Below are 26,575 nucleotides of genomic sequence, written 5' to 3'. Positions count from 1 at the left end.
TCATTGACGAAAGGGCGCGTGATCAGCCCCGCAGCGCCAGGGCGGTGACGATTTCCAGCGCGCCAAAGCCGTTGAAGCGCGTGTTCGTCGCCAAGGAATAGGCCCCCATGCCCAGGAAGGCGACGAAATCGCCCTCGGCCATGTCGGCAGGCAGCGAAAGATGGCCCGGCAGCCTGTCCACCGAATCGCAGGTTGGGCCAAAGACCACGCGGTCGGCCGGCGCACCGGTGCGGCGTTGGCCTTCGGGGGAATAAACCTCGATCCGGTCGATATTACCGACCAGGGGCAGCTCGGCCAGACCGCCATAGATGCCATCGTTCAGGAACACATGTTCGCCATCACGCAGCGACTTCACGCGGGTGACGTGGGTAAAGGCATCCCCCACCAGCCCACGCCCCGGTTCACAGACAAGGGCGGGCCGCGCATCGCCAAAGGCTTCGGTCGCGACACGGTCGATCAGGGCAAAGATGTCCTCAAGCACCGGCGCGGGGCCTTTGGTGCGGTGGTTGGGAAAACCGCCGCCCACGTTCAGCCGCGCGACCGCCACGCCCGCCGCGGCGCTGATCGTGGCAGCGGTGCGGATATAGGCATCCCAGGCCATCGGATCGGTGCATTGCGTTCCCGGATGAAAGGTCAGCGAGGGGATGAAGCCCGCATCGGCCACCCGGCGCAGCAATTGCACGGCCAGTTGCGCGGTCGCGCCGAACTTGGCGCCAAAGTTGTAGGCCGCGCCAGCCACCGGCAGCTTGAACCGGACCGCGATCTCGGCCGCATCCGCCGGGACCATCCCGATCAGCTTGTCCAGCTCGGACGCCGAATCGACCGACCAGACCTTTACCCCCGCAGCCACGGCATGGGCGATCTCGTCCCGGCCGCGCACGGGATTGTGGTAATGCAGCGCCGCCCCGGGCGCGAGACGGCGGATCAGATCAATCTCGAACGGCGAGGCCACATCGAAACCGCGCACACCGGCGGCCACCAGATTCTCGATCACGATCTTGTCGGGGTTCGACTTGACCGCATAGGTCACAAGCCCGGGAAAGCCGTGCAGAAACCGCCGCGCGGCCGCCTGCAGCACGGTCGGGGCGAACACCAGCACCGGATGATCGGGCCGTTTGATACGGATGATTTCGGACGGATTGGTCCATATAGTCTTCGACAGTCCCATCGGCTTTCCCTCGCCAACAGAACGCAGCCACCTCTTGCCCCGGCTTGACGGGTCGGGAGACGCTTACGCGTTTCAACCAACCAGGCCAGGTGCGTATGAGCCGCCCTTTTCCTGAAAACTCTGGCGGCGCATATGGGACGGATTTTCATCAATCGAAAGACTAGATTTGCCAGATTTCTTCGTTAGAACGACGAAACTGCCGTCAATGTGGAAGAGTGGCGAAATGGACGATCTGGACCGGGGCATACTGGGCCTTCTGGGGGGCGATGCGCGCATGTCGGTGGCAACGCTGGCGCGGCGCCTGAAGGTGGCGCGATCAACGATACAGGCCCGTCTGGAACGGCTGGAGACCAGCGGCATCATCGCCGGCTACACGGTAAAGCTGGGCGAGGCCGCGCGTCAGGGCCGCATCCGCGCGACGGTTCTTCTGACGATCGAGCCGAAATCGCAGGCCGCGATCCTGACCCGGCTGAAGACGATCGCCGAGGTGGAAAAGATCCACACCACATCGGGCCGGGTCGATCTGCTGCTGCAGCTGGCAGCGAGTTCGACCGCACAGCTGGATGCGGTACTGGACCAGATCGGCGAGCTGACGGGGGTGAAATCGTCGGAAAGCCTGATCCATCTGTCGACCAAGCTGGATCGCGCAAGCTGAAGAGGAAGGGGGGCGCTGCCCCCCTCGGGCTTCGCCCTCACCCCCCGGGATATTTGGGCAAAGCCGAAGGGAAGGCTTTTCCTTGCGGGGGCCGGGCGGTAAAGAGCGCACAAGCCGGAAAGGATGCAGCCGATGACGATGGAAAAGACCTTCAACGCCGCTGAAGCCGAAGCGCGGATCGCCGCCCTGTGGGAGGCGCGCCACTGTTTCGCGGCGGGCGCCAATGCCAGCCGGGACGAAACCTTCTGCATCATGATCCCGCCGCCGAACGTGACCGGCAGCCTGCACATGGGGCACGCCTTCAACAACACGCTGCAGGACATCCTGGTGCGCTGGCACCGGATGCGCGGCTTTGACACGCTGTGGCAGCCGGGGCAGGATCATGCGGGCATCGCCACCCAGATGGTGGTGGAACGCGAGCTGGCCAGGGCGGGCCTGCCGGGCCGGCGCGAGATGGGCCGCGAGGCTTTCCTTGGGAAGGTCTGGGAATGGAAGGAACAGTCGGGCGGCACGATCATCAGCCAGCTGAAGCGGCTGGGCGCGTCCTGCGACTGGTCGCGCAACGCCTTCACGATGGATGAGCATTTCCAGCAGGCGGTGATCAAGGTCTTTGTCGACCTGTATCACAAGGGGCTGATCTATCGCGGCAAGCGGCTGGTGAACTGGGACCCCCATTTCGAGACCGCGATTTCCGACCTTGAGGTCGAGAATATCGAGGTTGCGGGCCACATGTGGCATTTCAAATACCCGCTGGCCGGGGGCGAAACCTATGAATATGTCGAACGCGACGCCGACGGCAAGGTGACGCTGCGCGAGGTGCGCGACTATATCAGCATCGCGACGACCCGCCCCGAAACCATGCTGGGCGATGGCGCGGTGGCGGTGCATCCGTCGGACAATCGCTATGCGGCGATCGTCGGCAAGCTGTGCGAAATTCCGGTGGGTCCCAAGGAACACCGCCGCCTGATCCCGATCATCACCGACGAATATCCCGATCCGAATTTCGGCTCGGGCGCGGTCAAGATCACCGGGGCGCATGACTTTAACGACTATGGGGTGGCGACGCGCAACAACATCCCCCTGTATGCGCTGATGGACACCAAGGGGCGGATGCGGGCCGACGGGCTGGCCTATGCCGATGCGGCCGAAATCGCGGGGCGGATCGCACGCGGCGAGGAAGAGGTGGGCGATGTCAGCAGCGTGAACCTTGTTCCCGAGGAATTGCGCGGCCTGGACCGGTTCGAGGCGCGCAAGCGCGTGGTCGAGGCGATCACCGCCGAGGGGCTGGCCGTGATGATCCCCGATGGCGAGGGCAACATGGTGCCCTATGTCGAGGCGAAGAAGATCATGCAACCCTTCGGCGACCGATCCAAGGTGGTGATCGAGCCGATGCTGACCGACCAGTGGTTCGTCGATACCGCGAAAATCGTGCAGCCCGCGATCGACGCCGTACGCGAGGGCCGCACCACGATCCTGCCGGAACGCGACGCCAAGGTCTATTTCCACTGGCTTGAGAATATCGAACCCTGGTGCATCAGCCGCCAGCTGTGGTGGGGCCATCAGATCCCGGTGTGGTATGGCCTGGACCTTTGGGCCGAAGGCTTTGCCGATGACGAGGGTGACAGCGCGCTGGACGAGGTCGAACTGTTCCGCCTGCTGAACGAGGGCGGACTGGTTCATGCCGGCGCACGCCACCATTGCGCCGCCGATCTGGCCGGCGTGGCCGAGGCCTTCCGCGACGACATCGCAGGCCTGCCCGCGCCTCTGAACCACGCCCGCATCGTCGAGGTGGCGGACCGTACCGCGGCACTGGAGATGCTGGCCGCGAACCTTGCCGATTACAACCTGAGCCAGGACCCGACGCATCTGGTCTATCCGGTCTGGCGCGACCCGGATGTGCTGGACACCTGGTTCTCGTCGGGGCTGTGGCCGATCGGGACGCTGGGCTGGCCCGAGGATACACCCGAGCTGGCGAAATACTTTCCCACCGATGTGCTGATCACCGGGTTCGACATCATCTTTTTCTGGGTCGCCCGGATGATGATGATGCAGCTGGCGGTGGTCGATCAGGTGCCGTTCCACACCGTCTATGTCCACGCCCTTGTCCGCGATGAGAAGGGCAAGAAGATGTCCAAATCCCTGGGCAACGTGCTGGACCCGCTGGAGCTGATCGATGAATTCGGCGCGGATGCTGTGCGCTTTACCCTGACCGCGATGGCGGCGATGGGGCGCGATCTGAAGCTGTCGACCGCGCGGATCGCAGGCTATCGCAACTTTGGCACCAAGATATGGAACGCTACCCGCTTTGCCGAGATGAACGGCGTCTTTGACGGCCCCGCGTCGGGCCGGCCCGAGGCCAGCCATACCGTGAACCGCTGGATCATCGGCGAAACCGCCCGCGTGCGCGAGGCGGTGGATGAGGCGCTTGCCAATTACCGCTTCAACGATGCGGCCAATGCGCTTTATGCCTTTGTCTGGGGCAAGGTCTGCGACTGGTATGTGGAATTCGCCAAGCCCCTGTTCGATGGCGATCATGCCGCCGAAACGCGGGCGACGATGCGCTGGGTGCTGGACCAGTGCTACATCCTGCTGCACCCGATCATGCCCTTCATCACCGAAGAGCTGTGGGTGCTGACCGGGGACCGGGCGAAGATGCTGGCCCATGCCGACTGGCCCGGCTATGGCGCCGAGCTGATCGACGCCGAGGCGGATCGGGAAATGAACTGGGTGATCACCCTGATCGAGGACATCCGGTCAAGCCGCACGCAGATGGGGGTTCCGGTGGGCCTCAAGCTGCCGATGGTGCTGGCCGGGGCGGATGCGGCCGCGCGCACGGCGCTGGCGCGCAATGAGGCGCTGATCTTCCGGCTGGCACGGATCGACAGCCTGACCGAGGCGGCGGTGCCAAAGGGCGCGATTTCCATCGCGGCGCCGGGGGCGGTGTTTGCACTGCCGCTGGAGGGTGTGATCGACGTGGCCGCCGAGAAGGCGCGGCTGGAAAAGGCGTTGGCCAGGCTGGACAAGGATCTGGGCGGATTGCGCGGGCGTCTGGCCAACCCGAAATTCATTGAAAGCGCCGCCGGGGATGTCGTCGAGGAGACCCGCGAAAAGCTGGCCCAGGGCGAGGAAGAGGCGGCAAAGATCGCCGCTGCGGTGAAACGGCTGGCCGATATCGGCTGATCCCCTGCCGGGGGCTTTCGCGGTATCTGCAGAAGCCTCCGGCGGGAGTATTTGGACCAAGAAGAAGCAGCGTTCGCGCAGTCTTGCGGGGCGGCGGGAATAGTCTTAGCACTGGGGCATGACCGGACCTTGCTATACCCCGCTGATCGACAGTCTGCCCGCCTCGGTCCCCTTCGTCGGGCCGGAAACGCAGGAGCGCGCGCGTGACCGCCCCTTTGTGGCGCGGCTTGGGGCGAATGAAAACGGCTTTGGTCCGTCACCCCGCGCAGTCGAGGCCATGACCCGCGTCGCATCCGATGTCTGGATGTATGGCGATCCGGAAAACCATGATCTGCGGGCGGCGCTGGCCGCGCATCATGGCTGCCGGCCCGAGAATATCGTGGTGGGCGAGGGGATTGACGGGCTTCTGGGCTATCTGGTGCGGCTGGTCGTGGGACCGGGCGACCCGGTGGTGACCTCGGAAGGGGGCTATCCGACCTTCAACTATCATGTCACGGGCTTTGGCGGGGTGCTGCACAAGGTTCCCTACAAGGGCGATCACGAAGACCCCGAGGCGCTGCTGACGCTGGCCGCGGCCACACGCGCCAAGCTGATGTACATCGCCAATCCCGATAATCCGATGGGCTCGCACCACCCGGGCAGGGTGATCGCCGACATGGTCACGCGGGTGCCTGATGGCACGCTGATGGTACTGGATGAGGCCTATGTTGACCTGGCCCCCGAAGGCACCGCCCCCGCGATAGACCCCGAAGATCCGCGCGTGATCCGGATGCGAACATTTTCCAAGGGCTATGGCATGGCCGGCGCGCGGGTGGGCTATGCCATAGGCGCAGCGCCCCTGATCACCGCCTTCAACAAGATCCGCAACCATTTCGGCATGTGCCGGATCAGTCAGGCGGGCGCGCTGGCCGCGCTGGAGGATCAGGACTGGCTGGCCGGGATTCGCGCCAAGGTCGCCGCGTCACGGGCACGGCTTGGCCAGATCGCTGCCGGAAACGGGCTGACTGCCCTGCCTTCGGCGACGAACTTTGTCACCATCGACTGTGGCCGCGATGGCGCCTTTGCCCGAGCGGTCCTGGCCGGGCTGATCGAGAGCGACATCTTCGCGCGCATGCCTTTTGTCGCGCCGCAGGACCGCTGCATCCGCGTATCCTGCGGGCCCGAGGCGGCGATGGCGGCCTTTGCACGCGCCCTGCCCCGGGCGATCGCAGCGGCGGGGGACTGAGGCCGCTAGCGGCCTGCCACCACCTGTGCCGCGGCGGCGATCCCGCCGGGACGAAAGGCGATGTCAAGCGCGGTCATCCCGGACTCCATCACCGACAGGGCGCCCAGCGTCATATGGGCGTTGACGTGGCCCATATGCGCCACGCGCAGGAAATCGTCATAGGCCGGGCTGCCCGGATCGGCCATGCCCAGACCGACACCCAGCGTCACGCCTGCCTGCGATTCGCACCAGCGGCGCAGACGGCCCGCGCCGCCCCCGCCGATTCGCGCCGCGGTGACCGAATGGCCCCGATGCGCCGGATCAACCACGTTCAGCGAGATGTCGCCGCCCAGCCCCCAGGCATCAAACGCGGCCCAGACGGCGCGCGCAAGCGTGGCATGGCGTGCCCAGGCATGGTGAAGGCCCTCTTCGTCCAGGATCATCCGCAGTGCCTCGGCCAGGCCGAACAGGTGATGCGTGGGCGCGGTGCCGCCAAAATGCTGATAGAACTGTTCGGCGAAGGCACGCGGGCGCCAGTTCCAGTAGGGCGTTGCCAGATCGGCCGCGCGCCCCGCCTCGGCCGCACGGTCGGAAAACCACACAAAGCCCAGCCCCGGGGGCACCATCAGCCCCTTCTGGCTGGCCGCGACCATCACATCCACGCCCCAATCGTCCATGCGGAATTCATCGCACCCCAGCGAGGCGATGCAATCCACCGCCAGAAGCGCGGGATGCCCCACCGCATCGATCGCCCCCCGGATCGCGGGAATGTCATTCCTGACCGAGCTGGAGGTATCCACATGGGTCACCAACACCGCCTTGATCCGATGATCGCGGTCGGCGCGCAGCGCCGCTTCCAGCCGGGACGGATCGGCGGGGGTCGATTTGCCGAAGTCGATCAGATCAACCTCGACCCCCATCGCGCGGGCATGATCCGCCCAGCCGATGCCAAAGCCCCCCGTCGCCAGCACCAGGGCCCGATCCCCGCGTGAGAACATGTTGGCATTCGCGGCCTCCCATGCGCCATGGCCGTTGGCGATGTAGATCGCCACATGACCCGAGGTCAGCGCCACTCGGCGCAGATCGGGAAGGATACGCGTAACCGTGTCGATCAATTCGCCCTCATAGATGTTGGGGGCGGCGCGATGCATCGCCGACAGCACCCGGTCGGGCATGGTCGAGGGGCCGGGAATGGCCAGATAGGGGCGGCCCTGCGACAGGGGCATGGTGGTTTCTCCTGCAGTGATAGCGCAATCGGTACGCCCGCGGCGCGGCGCGGTCAATCGTGCCATGCTTGCGCGCGCCGCCCCGTTCACGCTAGACCCGACACAGACCGCGCCCGAAACCGCGCATCCGATAGGCAGGACCTTGGCCAGACCCGATCCCCGATATTCCTCCGGCAGGCTGTTCGCCCGGCTCTGGCGTGATTATCTGCGCCAGCATTGGCCGCTGATGACGCTGGCATTGGCGGTGATGGTGATCGAGGGATCGACGCTGGGCGCGCTCAGCTGGATGCTGGAGCCGCTGTTCGATCGGGTCTTTCTGGGTGGCGAATCCGGGATGATCTGGTGGGTTGGTCTGGCGATCCTGGGGCTGTTCGTGATCCGCGCCGTAACGCTGGTGGTGTCACGCACGCTGCTGTCGCGGATATCGCTGACCAGTTCCAGCGCGATGCAGGTGGATCTGACCCGCCATATCCTTGGCCTTGACCAGGCGTTTTTCCAGCATAACCCGCCCGGCGCGCTGATCGAGCGGGTACAAGGCGACACCATCGCCGTGCAGGGCGTCTGGTCCACCTTCATCACCGGGGCGGGGCGCGACGCGGTGTCGCTGATCGCGCTGTTCGCGGTGGCAATCTCGATCGACCCGATCTGGACCGCGACCACGCTGATCGGCGCGCCGCTGCTGATCCTGCCGACTGCGGTTGCGCAACGCTACATCCGCAAGAAAACCGAACAGATGCGGTCGCAATCGGGGCAGCGCGCCACCCGCCTGGATGAGGTGTTCCACGGCATCGCTGCGGTCAAGCTGAACCGCATGGAAGATTACCAGATGCGCCGGTTCGCGACGATCGTCGATGCGATCCGGCGTGGGCAGGTCAAGATGACCATGTCACAGACAATGATCCCGGCGATGATCGACGTGGTCACCGGGCTTGGCTTTTTCGGCGTCCTGTTGCTCGCGGGCGGCGAGATTGCCGCGGGCCAGCGGACCGTGGGCGAATTCATGTCATTCTTCACGGCAATCGCGCTGGCGTTTCAGCCGCTGCGCCGTCTGGGCGGGCTGGCCGGCACCTGGCAGACGGCGGCGGCAAGCCTGGAACGCCTGTATCGCCTGTTCGACACCCCGCCCGCCATCACCAGCCCCGTTGACGGGTTGCACCCCGACCCGGCGCAGACAACGATCCGGCTGGAAGACGTGCGGCTGCGCTATGGCGAAACGCCGGTGCTGCGCGGGCTGTCCTTTACCGCCGAGGCGGGCCAGACGACCGCGCTGGTCGGGCCGTCCGGGGCGGGGAAAAGCACGGTCTTTGCCCTGTTGACGCGGATGATCGACCCCGACAGCGGGCACATCACTATCGGCGGACAGGATATCCGCGCGCTGAACCTGCCCGCACTGCGCGACCTGTTCTCGACCGTCGCGCAGGAAGCGGCGCTGTTTGACGAAACGATCCGGGAAAACGTGCTTTTGGGATGCGCGGATGTGCCCGCGCCCACGCTGGCCCGCGCGCTGCAGGCCGCGCATGTCACCGATTTCACCGACAGCCTGCCGCAGGGGATCGACACGCCTGCAGGGCCCCGCGGATCATCGCTGTCGGGGGGCCAGCGCCAGCGCGTCGCCATTGCCCGCGCCATCCTGCGCGATGCGCCGATCCTGCTGCTGGATGAAGCGACAAGCGCGCTGGATACCGCGTCCGAAGCGCGCGTGGCCGAGGCGCTGGCCGAACTGTCGCAAGGTCGCACCACGCTGGTGATTGCCCATCGCCTGTCCACCGTGCGCAATGCCGACAAGATCGTTGTCATCGTCGATGGTCAGGTTGTCGAGGAAGGCACGCATGAAACGCTGCTGGTACAAGGCGGAACATATGCCGCGCTGTGCCGGATGCAATTGACCGACTGAACAAGGGGGGGCCAGGATGGCCGAACGCGCAATCTTCCGGATCAGCGGCGCGGACCGGATCAGCTTTTTGCAGGGGCTGATCAGCAATGATGCGCGCAAACTGGAGACCGGCCCGGTCTATGCCGCGCTGCTGGCCCCGCAGGGCAAGTATCTGGCCGATTTCCTGCTGATTCCCGATGGCGACACGGTGTTGCTGGACATCGCGGCACCCCTGGCCGAGGCCACGGCCAAGCGGCTTTCGATGTATCGTCTGCGCGCGGATGTACGGATTGAACCGACCGCGCTACGGGTTCGCCGCGGCACGGGCCCCGCGCCTGCCGGTGCGGTCACCGACCCGCGCCACCCCGCGCTTGGCTGGCGGCTTTATGACCACGAGGGCGGCGATGACGGCACCGACTGGGACGCGATCCGCGTGGCCCATTGCATCCCCGAATCCGGGATCGAGCTGACGCCCGACACCTACATTCTGGAGGCGGGCTTTGAACGCCTGAACGGCGTCGATTTCCGCAAGGGCTGTTATGTGGGGCAAGAGGTAACCGCGCGGATGAAGCACAAGACCGAATTGCGCAAGGGCCTGGTGCGTGTGCGCGTGCAGGGCAACGCCCCGGTCGGCACCCCGGTCGAGGCAGCCGGGCGCGTCGTGGGCACGCTTTACACCCAGGCGGGCGGGCGCGGCATCGCGCATCTGCGGCTTGACCGGGCCGAAGGCCCGATGCGGGCGGGCGCGGCCACCGTCAACCTGGACTGACCGGGCGCGCGGTTCACATTCGCGCGCACCGGCCGCCCAGGGCACCAGCGCCGCGCCGCCGACCCGGCGCGACCCTGGTGACGAAAATGCGCCAATATGCCAGGGAAACTGCGAATTACGGCAAAAATGGTTGATCTGAAAACGCCCGCGCCTATATATGGGCGGCTGCACTGTGGCACCCAGACGAAATATTGACCGCGACCAAGATAGCCATGCAACAAACGCATGACTGCCATGTAGCGCAGGCCATATCGAATCGTATGGGAAAAGCCATATTTGCCGCTACGCCAGGAAACGCAAGAGCAATAAAAAGGACGGAATGATGCGCGATTTCGTTGACGGCTCCGCATTCAATTACGAACAGGGCCAACGCGCACGCAAGCTTTTCGCGGCCGTGGTGCTGGCCGCATTGGATGATGCGATCGCCGATGACAAGAAATATGGCAACGGGCCGGAACAGATCGCCCGCTGGGCACGGTCGCGCGATGGGCGCGAAGTGTTGTCCTGTGCCGGGATCGATCCGAACGAACGCGTGGTCAAGGGGCTGATGGAATTCGTGTCGAAGGGCGTGCGCACCTCGGTCGCGCTGTCACGCGAGGAAAGTGAACGCCGTTTGGCCGCCGAAGAGGCCGAAGCGGCCTGACACAAGGTAGCCCGCCTTTGGAAAACGCGCCCGAAAGGGCGCGTTTCGTTTTGCCTGGGTCACGAACACGAACGGGCCGCAGGCCCCGCTTTCAACCCCGCCCCAGGATCGGGGCGGTGATGGTCATAAAGGGCGCTGACCTTGCCAAGGCCCGACCCGCGCCAGCAGGTTTGCACAGCAATGACCATCGGCCCGGCAGGCCACAGATCAGTCGAAATCCTGACTGCTCAGCGCCCGCTGGATTTCACGCCGGACAAGTTTGCGCACATTGCGCGTGATCCTTTCGCCCAGCGTACCCTGTAGTTCCTTGCGGATGATATCCGCCACCAGAATACGCAGGGTTTCTTCGTCAATCAGCGCGTCCGCCCCTGCGAAAAGACTCTCTTCTTCATCATCATCCGCATCCCGCCGCGCTTCGGGCTGGGACCGAAGGATCCTTGGGCCGCTGCGGTGATCCGGCGGGGTCTCATGCAAATGCAGCCGGCGGGGGGTATCGTCATCCGCCGCGCCCGCATCGCCTTCCTCCGTCGCATCGTGCCCCTCGGCCCAGTCTGATGGCACGGGGTCTTCAACGACATGCATACCATCAACGTCGGGCAGCCAGCTGGCGTCTGCGACGTCACCCACATCCGCAGCCGCCGCGGGATCGTCGGCCCAGGCCTCTGCCAGCCCCCCTGCGTCGGCCAAGGCTTCAAATGGGCCATCCGGGGCATCTTCGGCGTCAATCCACATGGGCGCGCCCGGATCATCCGCAATCTCTTCCTCAAGATCGCCCGCGGCCATCACGGGAACCCCATCATCCGCCTGCCAGGCCGGGGTGGGGGCTGTCGTCGACAGCATATCAGGATCGGCACCGGATTGATCACCCAGATGCGGCTCAGCAGGCTTGGGCACCGTGTCGAGATCCCCCTCCCCGGGGCCAGCCAAGGCCGACTCTTCCGGCGGGATCACATCCCCCACGGCAGCCTCCAGTTCGGCGATCGTATGTTCCAGCCGCTGAAGTTCTGCCCCAAGATCATCTGGCGCAGCAGGTGCGGGCACCGCCTCGGCAGAAAGCTCTTCTTCGCCTTCAACGCGCAGCGCGGGCGTCAGCACAAGGCAGCCGTCGTCTTCAAAGGCCGCTTTCTCACCACCTTGATCAGCATCATCAGGCTGCAGGGCGGCAGTCGGCGGTTCTTCAACCAGCGCTGAAACCTGCGGCAGGGGGGCAGGGTCGGGATGCACCTGCGGCGCGGATCGCACCGGAACCGGGTCCAGCGACACAAGCCGGCGGATCGAGGCAAGGACATCCTCGATCTCTGGCGAATTCATCGGATCAGACATGCCGTCCCCCTGCCCGTTCGGTCGGTGTCACCGCGCCGCGCGTGCCAGGCACCGGCGCGTCACTTCTTGCCGATGGAACGCAGCACACGATCAAGGCTTTCCCCCTGAACGCTGGTAACGGGCGCGTTACGCACCGCGTTGTAATAGGCCGCGGGATCATAGGTCGGGATACCAAGCTGCAATTTTTCAACGGTCAGAAGACCCATAGACGAAAGAAGTGAATAGATCGCTACCTGCAGATTGGCTTCGGCATCAATGCGGTCGGCCTGCGCGTTCAGCAATTCCTGTTCCGCGTCAAGCACATCCAGGGTCGTGCGGGCGCCAAGGGTCGCTTCTTCCTTGACTCCGTTGTAGGCGACCGTCGCGGCCTCGATCTGCTGGTTGATGGCACGGATCTGCGCGCGGGCGACCTCGATGCTGGACCAGGCATTCGCCACGGACTCGCTGATCTGCACACCCACCTGGGCCAGACCGGCGCGGGCAGCATCGCGATTGGCGATCGCCTTGCGATGCGCCGAGGCCAGCGCACCGCCGGAATAGATAGTCTGTGACATCCGCACCCCCGCCGTCAGGCCAGCGCCCGTGCCGCTTGGGTCCGACACCCCTACCGAACCGCTGATCGTCGGCATCCGCCGCTTGGCGGACAGCGCCACCTGCAGATCGGCGATGGTCACCTGGCGCTGCGCGCGCTTGATCGCCGGGTGCAGGCGCAGCGCCGTTGCCCGCGCCTCATCAAGCGATTTCGGCAGTGCGGGGGGCTTTGGCAAGGCGGCCGGATTGACCGGATAGGCCCCTGTCGCAGCCTTGAAGGATTCGCGCGCGACTTCCAGACTGCCCTGCGCGGCCACCTGCGCGGCGCGGGCGGCGGCCAGCCGCGCCTCGGCCAGCGACACATCCGTGCGGGTCACCTCGCCCACCTCGAACCGGTCCTGGGCTGCGCGCAGTTCTTCGCCGATCACGCGCACGGAATTCTGGTTGATCGCCAGACGCTGCGAGGCGCTTTTCACATCGGTATAGGCGGCAATCGCGGTCAGCAGAACGTCCTGTTCCACCCCCACAAGCGCCTCGCGGGTCGCCAGAACGCTTTCCTTGGCAATGTCGACGCCCAGTTGGCTTTGCCCGAAATCAAACAGCACCATCGACGCCGACAACGACAACGAAGCACTAAGATCTTCGACATCGCGGGGCGGCACATCGCTGTCGGTATAGGTCGCCTCGGCGATCCACTGCACCACGGGGCGCAGGCTTGCGATGGCGGCGGCCACATCCTCATCGGCGGCGCGCAACGTGGCACGGTTCTGTTCCAGCAGGTTGGAATTGCGGTAGGCCGCGACCAGCGCATCCGCGAGCGTTTCGGCACGCGCCGCCCCGGGGGCCGCAGCAAAGCTCAGCGCGGCAAAGCCCGCGAGCGTGATCGATTTCAGCGTCTTGCGCAACATGCCTGGCTTCCTCATTCCTATGAACTTCCCCTGCTTCTTTTGGCAGGGCAAAGACCGGGGGCGGGATCGCCCCCTGTGATCACGACGTCATTGCACCCACGCCCGCCTGTCAGAGCGCGAATTCCCTTTCCGCGGCAAAGCCCGGCAAAACCGGGGCCGCCGCGTTGAATGAATAGCGCCAGGTCACCTGGCCATCGATCTTGCGGCCGATGCGCGCCACACCCAGCGCCTTTTCCATGAACAGACAGCCGATCCGGCCGCCTTCCTTCAGCTGATCCAGAACTGCCTGCGGCACCTGTTCTGCCGCACCTTCGACGATGATCACGTCATAGGGACCGTGTTTGGCCGCACCGCCCGCAAGCGGGCCCGCCACGACCGCGACATTATCCACGCCCAGCTGCGCCAGGGCGGCCTCGGCCTGTGCGGCAAGGCCCTCTTCCTCAAGCATGACGACGGCTTCGGCCATGCGCCCGATGACTGCGGCCGAATACCCCAGACCACAGCCGATATCGAGCACAAGATCCCCCGACGTCACATCCAGCGCATCCAGCAGCTTGGCCAGCGTCCGCGGCTCCAGCATGACGCGACCGGGCGCGATGTCCAGGTTTTCACCGACATAGGCGGCCTCACGGCGCGGCGCAGGAACAAAAATTTCGCGCGGAATTGCCAGCATCGCCTCGATGATCGGGAATTTCGTCACGTCATTGGGTCGGACCTGGGTGTCGACCATCATGGTGCGGCGCGCGGCGAAATCGGTCATGTCTGGGCTCTTGAAATTGGGTTATCCGTCTGATCCTTGTGCCACATCGCCCCTGCCGGGGCAACCGTCGCACACCGGGACAGCCTGCCGCAGCCCGCCTGTGATGCACGAAACCCACGCCCGGCCCCCTTGCGGCATCCAGCGCGATGGTCTAATTGACGTTCACCTCGAAGGAACGGCGGGTTGGCGGAGAGGTTACGCAGCGGATTGCAAATCCGTGAAGACCGGTTCGATTCCGGTACCCGCCTCCAACATCCGGCATATGGACTTGACCAGAACCACGGCAGCAGATCGGCTGCGATTCGGCACGGCCGGACTTCGAGCAACCCTTTCCTCTTGCGACCTGATCCCCTAAACAGGCGCGCAAACGACTTTCCGCCCGAGCGAGGTTTCCAATGGCGTCCTATCAGTATGTCTATCACATGGATGGTGTTTCGAAGACCTATCCGGGCGGCAAGAAGTGCTTTGAAAACATCCGCCTGAACTTTCTTCCGGGCGTCAAGATCGGGGTGGTCGGCGTCAACGGCGCGGGGAAATCGACCCTGCTGCGCATCATGGCCGGCATCGACAAGGATTTTTCGGGCGAGGCCTGGGCCGCCAAGGGCGCCAAGGTGGGCTATCTGCCGCAGGAACCGCAACTGGATGAAAGCCTGGATGTGCGCGGCAACGTCATGCTCGGCGTGGCCGAAAAACAGGCCAAGCTGGATCGCTACAACGAACTGGCGATGAACTATTCGGACGAAACCGCCGAAGAGATGGCCCAGCTGCAGGACGAAATCGACGCCGAGAACCTGTGGGATCTGGACAGCCAGGTCGATGTCGCGATGGAAGCCCTGCGCTGCCCGCCCGATGACGCCAATGTCGGCACCCTGTCAGGCGGGGAACGCCGTCGCGTCGCGCTGTGCAAGCTGCTGCTGGAAGCGCCCGACATGCTGCTGCTGGACGAACCGACCAACCACCTGGATGCGGAAACCATCGCCTGGCTGCAAAAGCACCTGATCGAATACAAGGGCACCATCCTGTGCGTGACCCACGACCGCTATTTCCTGGACGACATCACCAGCTGGATCCTGGAACTGGAACGCGGCCGCGGCATTCCGTATGAGGGCAACTATTCCAGCTGGCTGGAACAGAAGGCCAAGCGGATGGAACAGGAAGCCCGCGAGGACAAGGCCAAGCAGAAGGTTCTGGAAAAGGAACTGGAATGGATCCGCGCCGGCGCCAAGGCGCGTCAGGCGAAATCCAAGGCCCGGATCTCGGCCTATGAAAAGATGGCCGAGGAAGGGGTCAAGGAACGCGTGGGCAAGGCCCAGATCATCATCCCCAATGGCCCGCGCCTGGGCGGCAAGGTGATCGAGGTCGAGAACCTGACCAAGCACATGGGCGACAAGCTGCTGATCGAGAACCTCAGCTTCTCGTTGCCGCCGGGCGGCATTCTGGGCGTGATCGGCCCGAACGGCGCGGGCAAATCGACCCTGCTGAAGATGATCACCGGCTACGAAACCCCCGATTCGGGGGCGATCACCGTCGGCGACACGGTGAAGCTGGCCTATGTCGATCAGTCGCGCGACGCGCTGGACCCCGACAAGAACGTCTGGGAGGAAATCTCGGGCGGGGCCGAACTGATCGAACTGGGCGACGCGCAGGTGAACAGCCGCAGCTATGTGGGCGCGTTCAACTTCAAGGGCGCGGACCAGCAGAAAAAGGTGGGCCTGCTGTCGGGCGGGGAACGCAACCGCGTGCACATGGCCAAGCTGCTGAAATCGGGCGGCAACGTGCTGCTGCTGGACGAACCGACCAACGACCTGGACGTGGAAACCCTGCAAGCCCTGGAAGCCGCGATCGAGGATTTCGCGGGCTGCGCGGTCATCATCAGCCACGACCGTTTCTTCCTGGACCGTCTGTGCACGCACATCCTGGCATTCGAGGGCGAAGCGCATGTGGAATTCTTCGAAGGCAACTTCGAGGATTACGAACAGGACAAGATCCGCCGTCTTGGTCCCGATTCCGTGAACCCCAAGCGGGTGAAATACAAGAAATTCTCGCGGTAAGGAAAAGGGCGCGTGGGTCTGCCACGCGCCCTTTTTCAAGGCCCCCTGCGGGACGGATCAGGTCAGGATCGTGTCCATCCGCCGCGCACGACTTGAGGCGAAGGTGACCACGTTGTGGCGACTGGGCGCCCGATTGCGGGCAGTTTGTGCATGGCCCACCGGGGTTGCGGCAAGGGTTGCAAGCGCATTCATGCGACCGGCGCGGGCTTTTTCGATGAAATTGGTCATTCTGGGCGTCCTTGGCTGACGAGGTTTCGAACTTTACCGCCACAATCGCTACCTGTTGCCAAAGATTGACCCCGGAAATGTCGGAAAAATGGCGCCCCTGCGCCAAATCCAAGCCATTTTGGCGGAGAAAGTTAGACAACCAAAGGTTGATTTATGCCGCCGCAGATTCGCGCACGGATACCCAAACAATCACCCACACAAGGGTTCATTGTTTGCCAAATGGCGCCAATCCATCGCACAGGCTGAAAAAGAAACGGCCGCGCGGGTGGCGCGGCCGAATCATATCCGCGGGGCCGCGCGGTCAGCGCGCCCAGTCCCAGGGCACGGTGAATTCACCCAGCTTGTGCGCCAGCGCCATCTCATCGACCGTGCCGCGCGCGGCCACCTGTGCCACAAGCCCGCGTTTGCGATCCTCGACCACGGAAATGACATGCGCGGCAAGGCCCGCCTCGGCCAGGGTTGCGTTCAGGACCCGCATGATCGCGCGTTTGCGCAGATCTGGTTTGAATATCTTGCCCACCGCGGTCTTGGGCAATTCCGGCAGAACCTCGATATGCTTGGGGATCGCGGCGCGTTCGTGGATATGCTTGCGGGCATGGTCCATCAGCTCGTCCCCGGTCGCGCTGGCCCCACCGACCAGTTCGACATAGCAACACGGCAGTTCCCCGGCAAAGCTGTCGGGCTGGCCGATCGCCCCGGCGAAGGCCACGGCGGGATGGGCCAGCATCGCTTCCTCGATCTCGGCGGGGTCGATGTTGTGCCCCCCCCGAATGATCAGATCCTTGGCGCGGCCGGTAATCCACAGATAGCCATCCGGGTCCATCCGTCCCAGATCGCCCGTGCGCAGGAACCGGTCCTCGGCGAACAGGTCGTGGTTCTTGTCGACCTCGGTATAGGTGGACCCTTCAAAGACACCGGGGTTGGCCACGCAGATCTCGCCCACCTCATCGACGCCGCATTCGATGAAATCGCCATTGGTCCGTTTCAGGATACGCACATGGGTATAGGGCAGCGGGATGCCGACCGACCCCACCTTCTTCAGCCCGTCCACCGGGTTCACCGACACCAGACAGGTCGCCTCGGTCAGTCCGTAACCTTCGGCGATTTCCACCCCTGTCGCGGCCTTGAAACGGTTATAAAGTTCGATCGGCAGCGGCGCCGACCCGGAAATCGCCGTGCGCAGGCTGGAAATGTCGGCATTCACCGGGCGCTGCATCAGCGCGGCGATGGCCGTCGGCACGGAAATCAGGAAGGTGACCTTCCAGCGTTCGACCAGCTTCCAGAAGTTGTCGAAGACGCCATCCCCGCGATAGCCCGCCGGTGTCGGGAACACCACATGCGCCCCCGAGGCGATGGCCGACATCAGGATCGGATAGGCCGCAAAGACGTGGAACAACGGCAGCGGACAGATCAGCACATCTTCCCTGGTGAACAAAAGCGTGCCGCCCAGCCAGCCGTTATAGATCATGCCGGAATATTTGTGCTGCGCGACCTTGGGCATGCCGGTGGTGCCCCCGGTGTGAAAGAAGGCCGCGACCCGATCCACGGCGGGGTCGTCAAAGGCCAGCCGGTCGGCAGGCATGCGTGCCGCCTCGGCGTTGAAACCGAACACATCGGCCTTGTGGTCCACCGGATTCTTCGGGCGGACCAGCGGCACGATCCAGCTTTTGGGCGGGGTCAGATAGCGGTTCAGGTCCACCTCAAGCACGGTCTTGACGTTGGGCGCGAGTTTCACCGCCTCGGCGGCCTTTTGCGCCACATCGGTCTTGGGGAAGGCGCGCAGCGTCACCAGCACCTTGGCGTTGGTTTCCCGCAGGATCGCGCTGATCTGTTCCGCTTCCAGCAGCGGGTTGATCGGATTGACGATCCCCGCCGTCGCCCCCGCCAGCAACACGACCGCGGTTTCAAGGCAGTTGGGCAGCAGATAGGCAACCGTGTCGTCCGGCCCCACGCCCAGCTTGCGCAGCAGGTTCGCGGCCTGCGTCACCCGGCCATGCAGCGCCTGCCAGGTCAGGGTTTCGGCCTTGTCGGCCGGCCCGGACAGGATCTGGAACGACAGCGCGGGGCGATTGCCATAGGTGTCCTTCGCGCGGGTCAGGAACTGATAGATCGTCGCGGGGCGTTCGCGCGCCTCCCACGGCATTTCGCGTTCAACGGCGTCACGGTCTGCGATGGATGCAAAAGTCGGCATCAGGCCCTCCCCTGTCGCCCGTTCCTCTGCGGGCTTCCAGACCAGAATGGGCCTAAACCCGCCGCGCGGGCAAGGGACCGTACGACGCAAAACGTCACGTCACGACAGTTTCTGACGCAAGGGAAAAGCCCGGGTGCACCCATGCCGAAACGCGCGCGCCCCGGGCCGAAAGTTCAGCCGCCCGCGCCGTGGGTGAATTGCAGCCGCGCCAGCCGGGCGTAAAGGCCATCTTCGGCGACCAGCGCATCATGCGTGCCCTGCGCAACAATGCCCCCTTCGTCAAAGACAACGATGCGGTCGGCCTTCTTCACCGTGGCCAGCCGGTGCGCCACGATCACCGTCGTGCGCCCCACCGCCAGACGTTCCACCGCGGCCTGCACCTCACGTTCGGATTCGGCATCCAGCGCGCTTGTCGCCTCATCCAGCAGCAGGATCGGCGCATCGCGCAGAATTGCGCGGGCGATGGCGATGCGCTGCTTCTGCCCGCCCGACAGCATGACCCCGCGTTCACCGACATAGGTGTCATAGCCCTGCGGCAGGGCGGTCAGGAAATCATGCGCATGGGCGGCGCGGGCGGCCTCTTCAACCTCGCGGTCGCTGGCGCCGGGGCGACCGAAACGGATGTTGTCGCGCGCCGAGGCGGCAAAGATCACCGGATCCTGCGGCACCAGCGCGATGGCGCGGCGGAAATCGGCCCGCGCCATGTCGCGCAGATCGTGGCCATCGATGGTAACGCGGCCTGTCTCGGGGTCCCAGAATCGCTGGATCAGCTGGATCACCGTGGTCTTGCCCGCGCCCGAGGGCCCGACCAGCGCCACCGTCTCGCCCGGCGCGATCGACAGGCTGACATGATCCAGCGCCGAAACATCGGGGCGCGACGGATAGTGGAAGGTCACATCCTCAAAGCCGATGGCGCCCTTGGCCGGCATCGGCAGGGGCAGCGGATGGGCCGGATCGCGCACCGTATCCCCGGCCCCCAGCAGCTCGACCAGACGTTCGGTCGCCCCTGCAGCGCGCTGCAGCTCACCCCAGATTTCGGACAGGGCACCGACCGATCCGGCAACCATGACCGCGTAGATCACGAACTGCACCAGTTCACCCACGCTCATATGGCCCAGCCGCACGTCCCGTGCGCCGACCCACAGCACGCCGACCACCCCGGCAAAGACCAGGAAGATCACGATCACGGTCATCACCGCGCGCGTCGTAATGCGTTTTTTCGCCGCGACAAAGGATTTCTCGGTCACATCGGCAAAGGCGTGCCGCGTCTCGGCCTCATGGGTAAATGCCTGAACGGTCTGCGCCGACAACAGCGCCTCCGAGGCCGAGCCCGAGGAACTGGCGATCCAGTCCTGGTTCTCGCGCGAAAGCGCCCGCAACCGCCGCCCCAGAACGACGATCGGCACCACCACCGCAGGCACCACCAGCAGCACAAGCCCCGTCAACTTGGCCGATGTGGCCAGAAGCATCACCATGCCCCCGATCAGGATCAGCAGGTTGCGCAGCGCCACCGAAACGGATGACCCGATCACCGACAGGATCAGCGTGGTATCGGTGGTGATCCGGCTGATGATCTCACCCGTCAGGATGCGCTCAAAGAACGCGGGACTCATGCCCAGGACGCGATCGAAGACAGCCTTGCGGATATCGGCCACGACCCGTTCGCCCAACCGCGTGACAAGATAATAGCGCAGCCCCGTGCCCAGCGCCAAAAGCCCCGCGATGATCAGCGCCGCCAGGAAATACTGATCCAGCAGCTCGGCGCCCTGACCAAAGCCATCGACCACCCGGCGCACCGCCAGCGGCAGGATCAGGCTGATCGAGGCGGTCAGGACCAGCGCCCCCAACGCCGCCAGCGCGATGCCCCGGTAGGGCAGGATGAACGGGCCAAGCCCCTTCAGCGCACCGATGCGTTTGGTTGTCGGGCGGTCCGCGACCGCGCTGTCTGCCCTGCGTGCCATGTCTTCCCCTTACGGTCCCGGCCGTTCCGGTCCGGGCAAGGGTTTATTGGCTGTGGCCCCGGGGGGCAAGCATCCTGTGGCAAAGCGCGCGCCATGCGATGCGGCGCGATTGGTGCGGGCGGCCGGACTCGAACCGGCATGGGCTTGCGCCCGAGGGAGTTTAAGTCCCATGCGTCTACCATTTCGCCACGCCCGCACGCCCCCTTGGCTAGCCCAAGCGCCCGGCTGCGGCAAGGGCAGTCACATTTCAGACATGTCGTTGCGCCAGTGTCCATTCCACGCCAGACTGAACCCGATGAAACGACAGGAGGGGCGAATGGACATCCGCTTTGACGGCAAGACCGCAATCGTGACAGGTGCCGGGTCCGGCATCGGCGCGGCCATCGCACGCGAACTGGCCGAAGGTGGCGCCCGCGTGATCGTATCCGATCTGAACAAGGACCATGCAGGCCAGGTGGCTGACCAGATCACAGCGGCGGGCGGCACGGCCTTTGCCCATGCCTGCGACGTAGCCGACCCCGCCGCGGTCGAGGCGCTGGTGCACCTGGCGGTGGAAAAGACCGGCGCGCTGCACCTGATGGTCAACAATGCCGGCATTGGCGGCCCGTTTGGCAACACCGGGGACTATCCGCTGGATGGCTGGAAAAAGGTGATCGACATCAACCTGAACGGCGTCTTCCATGGCATGCGCTTTGGCATCCCGGCGATCGAACAGGCCGGGGGCGGCGCGGTGGTCAACATCGCCTCGATCCTGGGCATGGTCGGCTTTGCCGGATCGCCCGCCTATGTCGCGGCCAAGCACGGTGTCGTCGGCATGACCAAGAACGCCGCGATGGAACATGCTGCCGGGGGTGTGCGGGTGAATGCGGTGGGACCGGGCTTTATCCGCACACCGATGGTCGAAGGCGGCCTTGACGCCGACACCCTGAAATTCCTTGAAGGCCAGCACGCGCTGAATCGTCTGGGCACCCCCGAAGAGGTGTCCGCGCTGGTGCTGTTCCTGCTGTCGGACCGCGCCAGCTTCATCACCGGGTCCTATCATCTGGTCGATGGCGGCTATACGGCGAAATGAACGCGCGGCCAGAGGGGCAAACCCTCTGGCCTTGCCCCCGGAACCCTTGTAAACCGCGCGCCAAACGGGACGAAAGGTAGGCTCATGGCGCGGCACCTCATCACATCGGCGATTCCCTACATCAACGGCATCAAGCATCTGGGCAACCTTGTCGGCTCACAGCTGCCCGCCGATCTGTTCGCCCGCTATCAGCGCGCGCGCGGCCATGAGGTGATGTTCATCTGCGCCACCGACGAACACGGCACGCCCGCCGAACTGGCCGCCGCCAAGGCCGGCAAGCCGGTGGCCGAATACTGCGCCGAAATGCACGATGTGCAGGCCGAAATCGCGCGCGGCTTCCGGCTGTCGTTCGATCACTTCGGCCGGTCGTCATCATCGCGCAACCATGAACTGACGCAATATTTCGCCAAGACGCTGGGCGAACAGGGCCTGATCGAGGAAGTCACCGAATCCCAGGTGTTTTCCGTCGATGACAACCGTTTCCTGCCCGACCGCTACATCGAGGGCACCTGCCCCAACTGCGGCTATGAAAAGGCCCGCGGGGATCAATGCGAAAACTGCACCAAACAGCTGGACCCCACCGATCTGATCAACCCGCGTTCGGCGATTTCCGGGTCCACCCGGCTTGAGGTGCGCGAAACCAAGCACCTTTACCTGAAACAGCGCAGCCTGAAAGGCGACCTGGAGGCCTGGATCGACGGCAAGACCGACTGGCCGGTGTTGACCACCTCGATCGCAAAGAAATGGCTGAACGACGGCGAAGGGCTGCAGGACCGGGGCATCACCCGCGATCTGGAATGGGGCGTGCCCGCCCAGTTTCCGGGCGCGCCCTGGTCGGGCATGGAAGGCAAGGTCTTTTACGTCTGGTTCGACGCTCCGATCGAATATCTGGCCGCCACGGCAGAATGGGCCGACAAGAACGGTCTGGGCGACGCGGCCTGGCAGCGTTGGTGGCGCGGCGATGCGGGCGCGGCGGATGTGACCTATACCGAATTCATGGGCAAGGATAACGTGCCTTTCCACACGCTGTCCTTCCCCGCCACGATCATCGGCGCCAATCGCGCCGGCGGGGCGCAGTGGAAGCTGGTCGATTACATCAAGTCCTTTAACTATCTGAACTATGACGGCGGCCAGTTTTCAACCAGCCAGGGACGCGGTGTCTTCATGGACCAGGCGCTGTCGATCCTGCCCGCCGATTACTGGCGCTGGTGGCTTTTGTCCCACGCGCCCGAAAGCAGCGACAGCGAATTCACCTGGGAAAACTTCCAGACCTCGGTCAACAAGGACCTGGCCGACGTGCTGGGCAACTTCGTCAGCCGCATCACCAAGTTCTGCCGCTCGAAATTCGGCGAGGCGCTGCCCGAAGGCGGCGCGATGGGCGACCGCGAACAGGCGCTGGTCGCCGAACTGACCACCCGCATCCGCGCCTACGAAGCGCATATGGAGGCGATGGAGGTTCGCAAATCCGCGGCCGAGTTGCGCGCAATCTGGGTAGCGGGCAACGAATATCTGCAATCGGCCGCGCCCTGGACCGTGTTCAAGACCGACCCGGCGCAGGCCGCGGCGCAGACCCGCCTGGCGCTGAACCTGATCCGCATCTATGCGGTGTTGTCCGAACCCTTCATCCCCGACGCCGCCGCCACGATGCTGGCCGCGCTGAAGACCGACGACAACAGCTGGCCGGTGGATGTGCCTGCGGCACTTTCTGCCCTGCCCGCAGGCCACGCATTCGAAACGCCCGACGTCCTGTTCCGCAAGATCGCGGATGAAGAGCGGGAAGAATGGCAGCAACGCTTTGCCGGGGTGCGCAGCTAGGCCTGCGCGCCGGGGCTGTGACCGCGCGGCGCTTGTCGTCGCACGGTCGCGGGCCTATCTGGGGGATGAAAGGATCTGCCATGACCGCCCCGCCGCCCCGTTTCGAGATCACCGAAGGCCAGATCGAGGCCGTCGTCGCCGCCTTTTATGCCCGCGTGCGCAGCCATCACCTGCTGGGCCCGGTCTTTGCGGCCCATGTGACCGACTGGCCCGCGCATGAGGCCCGGATCGCCCGGTTCTGGAAAGGGGCGATCCTGTTCATGCCCGGCTATGATGGCAGCCCGATGATGGCGCACCGCCGGGCCGGCGATGTGAAGGGCGGCCACTTTCCGATCTGGCTGGGCCTGTTCGACGACACCCTTCGGCGTGAACTGGACCCGCTGGCCGCCGCCAGCTGGTCGGCGCTGGCCCATCGCATCGGCAAGGGCCTGCGTCTGGGCGTGGAAGACATGGGCCGCACGCCCGGTGCCGCCCCGGTCCTGCGTTAGTAGGCGCGTCATTCCGCCTTTGCCTTCGGGAACAGTCCCGCCAGCGCCCGACCGATCAGGTTCGTCACGCGCGGTTTTTCCAGCGCGGCAAAAGGCATCGGGCGGCACACCTCGATCGCGGCGATACCGACGCGGGCAGTCAGCGCACCATTCACCACGCCCTCGCCGAAGCGGCGTGAAATCTTGGATAACAGGCCACCGCCGGCCATGGTTTCGATCAGGTCATCGCCCGCCGCGACCGCGCCCGTGGCCACAAGATGCGTCAGCACCGTGCGCGCCAGCCGCCAGCTGCCAAAGCTGCCCGCCCGCCCGCCGTAAATTTCCGCGATGCGCCGGATCATGCGCAGGTTCGCCGCCAGCGCGGCAAAGACATCGGCAAGGGCCAGCGGCACCAACGCGGTGACGGTGGCCACCGTGCGCGCCGCGGCCTCGACCTCCAGCCGGGCGGCGGTATCCAGCGGGCCCATCAGCTCGCGCTCGGCGCTGTGCAAAAGGGCGTCGGCATCGACGGCCTCGGCGGCACGGTCCGCCAGGCGCGCGCGCGACCAATCCAGTTCCGGGCGGGCGGCATAAAGCGCGGACAGGTCCGCCACCACACGGCGCGCCTGCGCCAGATCGCCCGCCGCCGCCGCCGCCGAAACCGCCCGATGCACCTGATCCAGCCGCCGCAACCGGGCAAAGGCCGCCAGTTCCCGCCCCGCCAACAGCGCAGCCGCCAGCAGGAAGGCCCCGATCAGAACCGTCCCGACCCAGCCCAAAACCGGATTCGCCACAAACAGACCCAGCACGAAATTCCACGCCGCGACCGAGGCGACAAAGGCCACCAACGCCCCCGCCGCGCGCCAGAAAAACCGCGTGATGCGCGATGCCGGGCGCGCGGCCAGACGCGCCGCGATCTGCATCGCCCGCCCCTCGGGGCGCGGATCGTGCAAGGGCGGCTCATCCAGGGGCGGCGCCTCGGCGGGGCTGGGCGGGGGCGTATCCAGCTCAATCAGGACGGGCGCGGTCTTGTCGGTCATAATCTGTCCCCGATCAGGAATTCGGCGGCCCGGTCCAGCCGGATATGCGGCGGCCCCTCGCCGGGTTTCAGCTGCAGCCGCGCGGGGGCAAAAGACATGATGGCGTAATCCGCATCCAGCCAGCGGTCGGCGCCGGCGCGCGCCGGCGCCAGAAGCTGCGCCGGATCGGCGGGCAATTCCCCGGGGTAGAAGGCGGCCTGACGCCCATCCAGAAGCGTGCCCCGCACCGCATCCAAGCTGCGGCCCTGATGGGGCAGCCTGTCCTCGGTCGTGGCACGCAACGCGGCGATCGACATCGCCGTCGTGCGCGCGCCGGCGAAATCGGCGCGATCCTTCGCCTCGCGCAACAACGCGCCGGTGATCGCGGTCAGCCGGGCATGCTGGGCGTGATGCAGATGATCGGCCTTGGTGGCCGCGAACAGGATGCGTTCCACCCGGCGCCCGCCCAGAAGGCTTGTCAGCCAGCCCGCGGTTCCGGGGCGAAAGGCCCGCAGCACCCCGGCCATGGAACGACGCAGGTCCTCAAGCGCGGCGGGGCCTGCGTGGATCGCGCCCAGCACATCCACCAGCACGATCTGGCGGTCGATCCGCGCGAAATGATCGCGAAAGAAGGGGCGCACGACCTGGGCCTTGTAGGCCGCGAACCGGCGGCCCATCTCGCGGCCCAGCGATCCGCGCGGGCTTTCGCCGGGTGGCAGGGGCGCAAAGGTCAGTACCGGCGACCCGGCCAGTTCACCGGGCAGCAGAAAGCGACCGGGCGAGCAATCCGAATACCCCGCCGCGCGCGCCGCCTGAAGATGGGCGGCGAAAGCATCGGCCAGCGCCCGGGCGACGGTTTCGTCATGCGCCGCGCTGCGATCAACCCCGTCCAGCCGTGCCAGAAACGCCTCGGCCCCCGGACGCCCCGCCATGCGCGCCAACACATCGGCCGACCAGTCGTCATAGGACCGGTCCATCAACGACAGATCCAGCAGCCATTCGCCAGGGTAATCGACAATATCCAGATGCACCGTCCGCGCCCCGCGCAGATTACCCATCATGCCCGACGGCTGCACCCGGAACGACACGCGCAGTTCGGAAATCGCGCGGGTGCCTTCGGGCCAGTGCGGGTCGGGGCCTGTCAGCGCGGCAAGATGTGATTCATAGTCGAACCGGGGCACCGTATCATCGGGCTGGGGCTGCAGATAGGCAGCGCGGATTGCCCCATTGGCCGCGGCCGTCAGCGCCGGCATCCGCCCCCGGTCCAGCAGATTGGCAACCAGGGATGTGATGAAGACGGTCTTGCCCGCCCGCGACAGGCCGGTCACACCCAGCCGGATAACCGGCTCGAACAGGGCCTCGGACACGGTGGCGCCAAGCCCCTCGATCCCGCGCGCCAGCCCGTCTGCAATATCGCCAATGCCCAAGGTATCCGCCTTTTCTGCCCTTGATCCAAGATAGGCGGCCCGAGGCGCCGGGAAAAGGGCCCGTCTGGCCCGCCATGCGCGCAAAGGCACCGGCATCGCGTCAC

20 protein-coding genes and 2 tRNA genes are annotated in these 26,575 nt (G+C 65.3%); 11 read left to right on the top strand and 11 right to left on the bottom strand.

All coding sequences use genetic code 11. The annotated features are described in order from the left end of the window. Window positions 1-22: 22 nt before the first annotated feature. Entirely contained in the window at window positions 23-1,168 is a 1,146-nt protein-coding gene (locus tag ACK8OU_RS05720) for a type III PLP-dependent enzyme (protein ID WP_410302401.1), read from the bottom strand. A gap of 223 nt (window positions 1,169-1,391) precedes the next feature. Between ACK8OU_RS05720 and ACK8OU_RS05715 the strand changes: the two genes are divergently transcribed. From ACK8OU_RS05715 to ACK8OU_RS05705, 3 genes are all read left to right on the top strand, one after another. Continuing rightward, window positions 1,392-1,823, top strand: coding sequence for an Lrp/AsnC family transcriptional regulator (locus ACK8OU_RS05715; protein WP_410302400.1), 432 nt, complete (start codon window positions 1,392-1,394; stop codon window positions 1,821-1,823). 132 nt (window positions 1,824-1,955) lie between these two features. After that, window positions 1,956-5,003, top strand: a complete 3,048-nt coding sequence (locus ACK8OU_RS05710; RefSeq protein ID WP_410302399.1) for a valine--tRNA ligase — start codon at window positions 1,956-1,958, stop codon at window positions 5,001-5,003. A 118-nt stretch (window positions 5,004-5,121) separates the two neighbouring features. Further along, window positions 5,122-6,228: a pyridoxal phosphate-dependent aminotransferase gene (locus ACK8OU_RS05705; protein ID WP_410302398.1), complete on the top strand. Its 1,107-nt coding sequence runs from the start codon at window positions 5,122-5,124 to the stop codon at window positions 6,226-6,228. A gap of 5 nt (window positions 6,229-6,233) precedes the next feature. On the opposite strand, the gene ACK8OU_RS05700 is transcribed toward ACK8OU_RS05705, so the two are convergent. Then, entirely contained in the window at window positions 6,234-7,433 is a 1,200-nt protein-coding gene (locus ACK8OU_RS05700; protein ID WP_410302397.1) for a pyridoxal-phosphate-dependent aminotransferase family protein, read from the bottom strand. Window positions 7,434-7,563: 130 nt separating this feature from the next. On the opposite strand from ACK8OU_RS05700, the gene ACK8OU_RS05695 reads away from it, so the two are divergent. The 3 genes from ACK8OU_RS05695 to ACK8OU_RS05685 all read left to right on the top strand — a co-directional run bounded on the left by ACK8OU_RS05695 (window position 7,564) and on the right by ACK8OU_RS05685 (window position 10,718). After that, on the top strand, window positions 7,564-9,327 hold the full coding sequence (locus ACK8OU_RS05695) for an ABC transporter ATP-binding protein (protein WP_410302468.1): 1,764 nt from the start codon (window positions 7,564-7,566) through the stop codon (window positions 9,325-9,327). Between the two features lie 16 nt (window positions 9,328-9,343). Next, entirely contained in the window at window positions 9,344-10,075 is a 732-nt protein-coding gene (ygfZ, locus tag ACK8OU_RS05690) for a CAF17-like 4Fe-4S cluster assembly/insertion protein YgfZ (protein ID WP_410302396.1), read from the top strand. Window positions 10,076-10,397: 322 nt separating this feature from the next. Then, entirely contained in the window at window positions 10,398-10,718 is a 321-nt protein-coding gene (locus ACK8OU_RS05685; protein WP_096429996.1) for a DUF6280 family protein, read from the top strand. 207 nt (window positions 10,719-10,925) lie between these two features. Here ACK8OU_RS05685 and ACK8OU_RS05680 read toward each other — a convergent pair whose 3' ends face one another. The 3 genes from ACK8OU_RS05680 to ACK8OU_RS05670 all read right to left on the bottom strand — a co-directional run bounded on the left by ACK8OU_RS05680 (window position 10,926) and on the right by ACK8OU_RS05670 (window position 14,240). Further along, complete coding sequence (locus ACK8OU_RS05680; RefSeq protein WP_410302395.1) at window positions 10,926-12,041, bottom strand: hypothetical protein; 1,116 nt, start codon at window positions 12,039-12,041, stop codon at window positions 10,926-10,928. A gap of 59 nt (window positions 12,042-12,100) precedes the next feature. After that, window positions 12,101-13,480 (bottom strand): TolC family outer membrane protein, encoded by a 1,380-nt coding sequence (locus tag ACK8OU_RS05675; protein WP_410302394.1) that lies wholly within the window; start codon window positions 13,478-13,480, stop codon window positions 12,101-12,103. 109 nt (window positions 13,481-13,589) lie between these two features. Beyond that, window positions 13,590-14,240 carry a protein-L-isoaspartate O-methyltransferase family protein gene (locus ACK8OU_RS05670; protein WP_410302393.1) on the bottom strand — a complete coding sequence of 217 codons (651 nt, stop codon included), beginning with the start codon at window positions 14,238-14,240 and terminating at the stop codon, window positions 13,590-13,592. Window positions 14,241-14,417: 177 nt separating this feature from the next. Between ACK8OU_RS05670 and ACK8OU_RS05665 the strand changes: the two genes are divergently transcribed. Together ACK8OU_RS05665 and ettA are read left to right on the top strand one after the other, a co-directional pair. Next, a tRNA-Cys gene (locus ACK8OU_RS05665) sits at window positions 14,418-14,491 on the top strand. Window positions 14,492-14,635: 144 nt separating this feature from the next. Further along, the gene (ettA, locus tag ACK8OU_RS05660; RefSeq protein WP_410302392.1) at window positions 14,636-16,291 is read left to right on the top strand and encodes an energy-dependent translational throttle protein EttA; all 1,656 of its coding nucleotides are present in this window, start codon (window positions 14,636-14,638) and stop codon (window positions 16,289-16,291) included. 57 nt (window positions 16,292-16,348) lie between these two features. Here ettA and ACK8OU_RS05655 read toward each other — a convergent pair whose 3' ends face one another. From ACK8OU_RS05655 to ACK8OU_RS05640, 4 genes are all read right to left on the bottom strand, one after another. Then, complete coding sequence (locus tag ACK8OU_RS05655) at window positions 16,349-16,519, bottom strand: hypothetical protein (protein ID WP_250042187.1); 171 nt, start codon at window positions 16,517-16,519, stop codon at window positions 16,349-16,351. Between the two features lie 301 nt (window positions 16,520-16,820). Next, a complete protein-coding gene (locus tag ACK8OU_RS05650; protein WP_410302391.1) occupies window positions 16,821-18,710 on the bottom strand; it encodes an acyl-CoA synthetase in 1,890 nt (629 codons plus the stop codon). 173 nt (window positions 18,711-18,883) lie between these two features. Next, window positions 18,884-20,671 carry an ABC transporter transmembrane domain-containing protein gene (locus ACK8OU_RS05645; RefSeq protein WP_410302390.1) on the bottom strand — a complete coding sequence of 596 codons (1,788 nt, stop codon included), beginning with the start codon at window positions 20,669-20,671 and terminating at the stop codon, window positions 18,884-18,886. Between the two features lie 110 nt (window positions 20,672-20,781). Then, window positions 20,782-20,867, bottom strand: a tRNA-Leu gene (locus tag ACK8OU_RS05640). 120 nt (window positions 20,868-20,987) lie between these two features. Here ACK8OU_RS05640 and ACK8OU_RS05635 point away from each other — a divergent pair. The 3 genes from ACK8OU_RS05635 (at window position 20,988) to ACK8OU_RS05625 (ending at window position 24,046) form a co-directional block, all read left to right on the top strand. Further along, entirely contained in the window at window positions 20,988-21,743 is a 756-nt protein-coding gene (locus ACK8OU_RS05635; RefSeq protein ID WP_410302389.1) for an SDR family NAD(P)-dependent oxidoreductase, read from the top strand. Window positions 21,744-21,827: 84 nt separating this feature from the next. Further along, window positions 21,828-23,558, top strand: coding sequence for a methionine--tRNA ligase (gene metG, locus ACK8OU_RS05630; protein WP_410302388.1), 1,731 nt, complete (start codon window positions 21,828-21,830; stop codon window positions 23,556-23,558). 80 nt (window positions 23,559-23,638) lie between these two features. Further along, entirely contained in the window at window positions 23,639-24,046 is a 408-nt protein-coding gene (locus tag ACK8OU_RS05625) for a group III truncated hemoglobin (RefSeq protein WP_410302387.1), read from the top strand. An 8-nt stretch (window positions 24,047-24,054) separates the two neighbouring features. Here the strand turns inward: ACK8OU_RS05625 and ACK8OU_RS05620 are convergent, their stop codons facing one another. Both ACK8OU_RS05620 and ACK8OU_RS05615 read right to left on the bottom strand, forming a co-directional pair. After that, window positions 24,055-25,065, bottom strand: a complete 1,011-nt coding sequence (locus ACK8OU_RS05620) for a YcjF family protein (protein WP_410302386.1) — start codon at window positions 25,063-25,065, stop codon at window positions 24,055-24,057. Continuing rightward, complete coding sequence (locus ACK8OU_RS05615; protein WP_410302385.1) at window positions 25,062-26,471, bottom strand: YcjX family GTP-binding protein; 1,410 nt, start codon at window positions 26,469-26,471, stop codon at window positions 25,062-25,064. The genes ACK8OU_RS05620 and ACK8OU_RS05615 overlap by 4 nt, the downstream gene beginning before the upstream one ends. Window positions 26,472-26,575: the final 104 nt, after the last annotated feature.

This window comes from Pontitalea aquivivens, from assembly GCF_046507575.1.
In the GTDB taxonomy this organism is placed as follows: domain Bacteria; phylum Pseudomonadota; class Alphaproteobacteria; order Rhodobacterales; family Rhodobacteraceae; genus Pontitalea; species Pontitalea aquivivens.
This window is presented reverse-complemented; position numbering and strand designations above follow the sequence as displayed.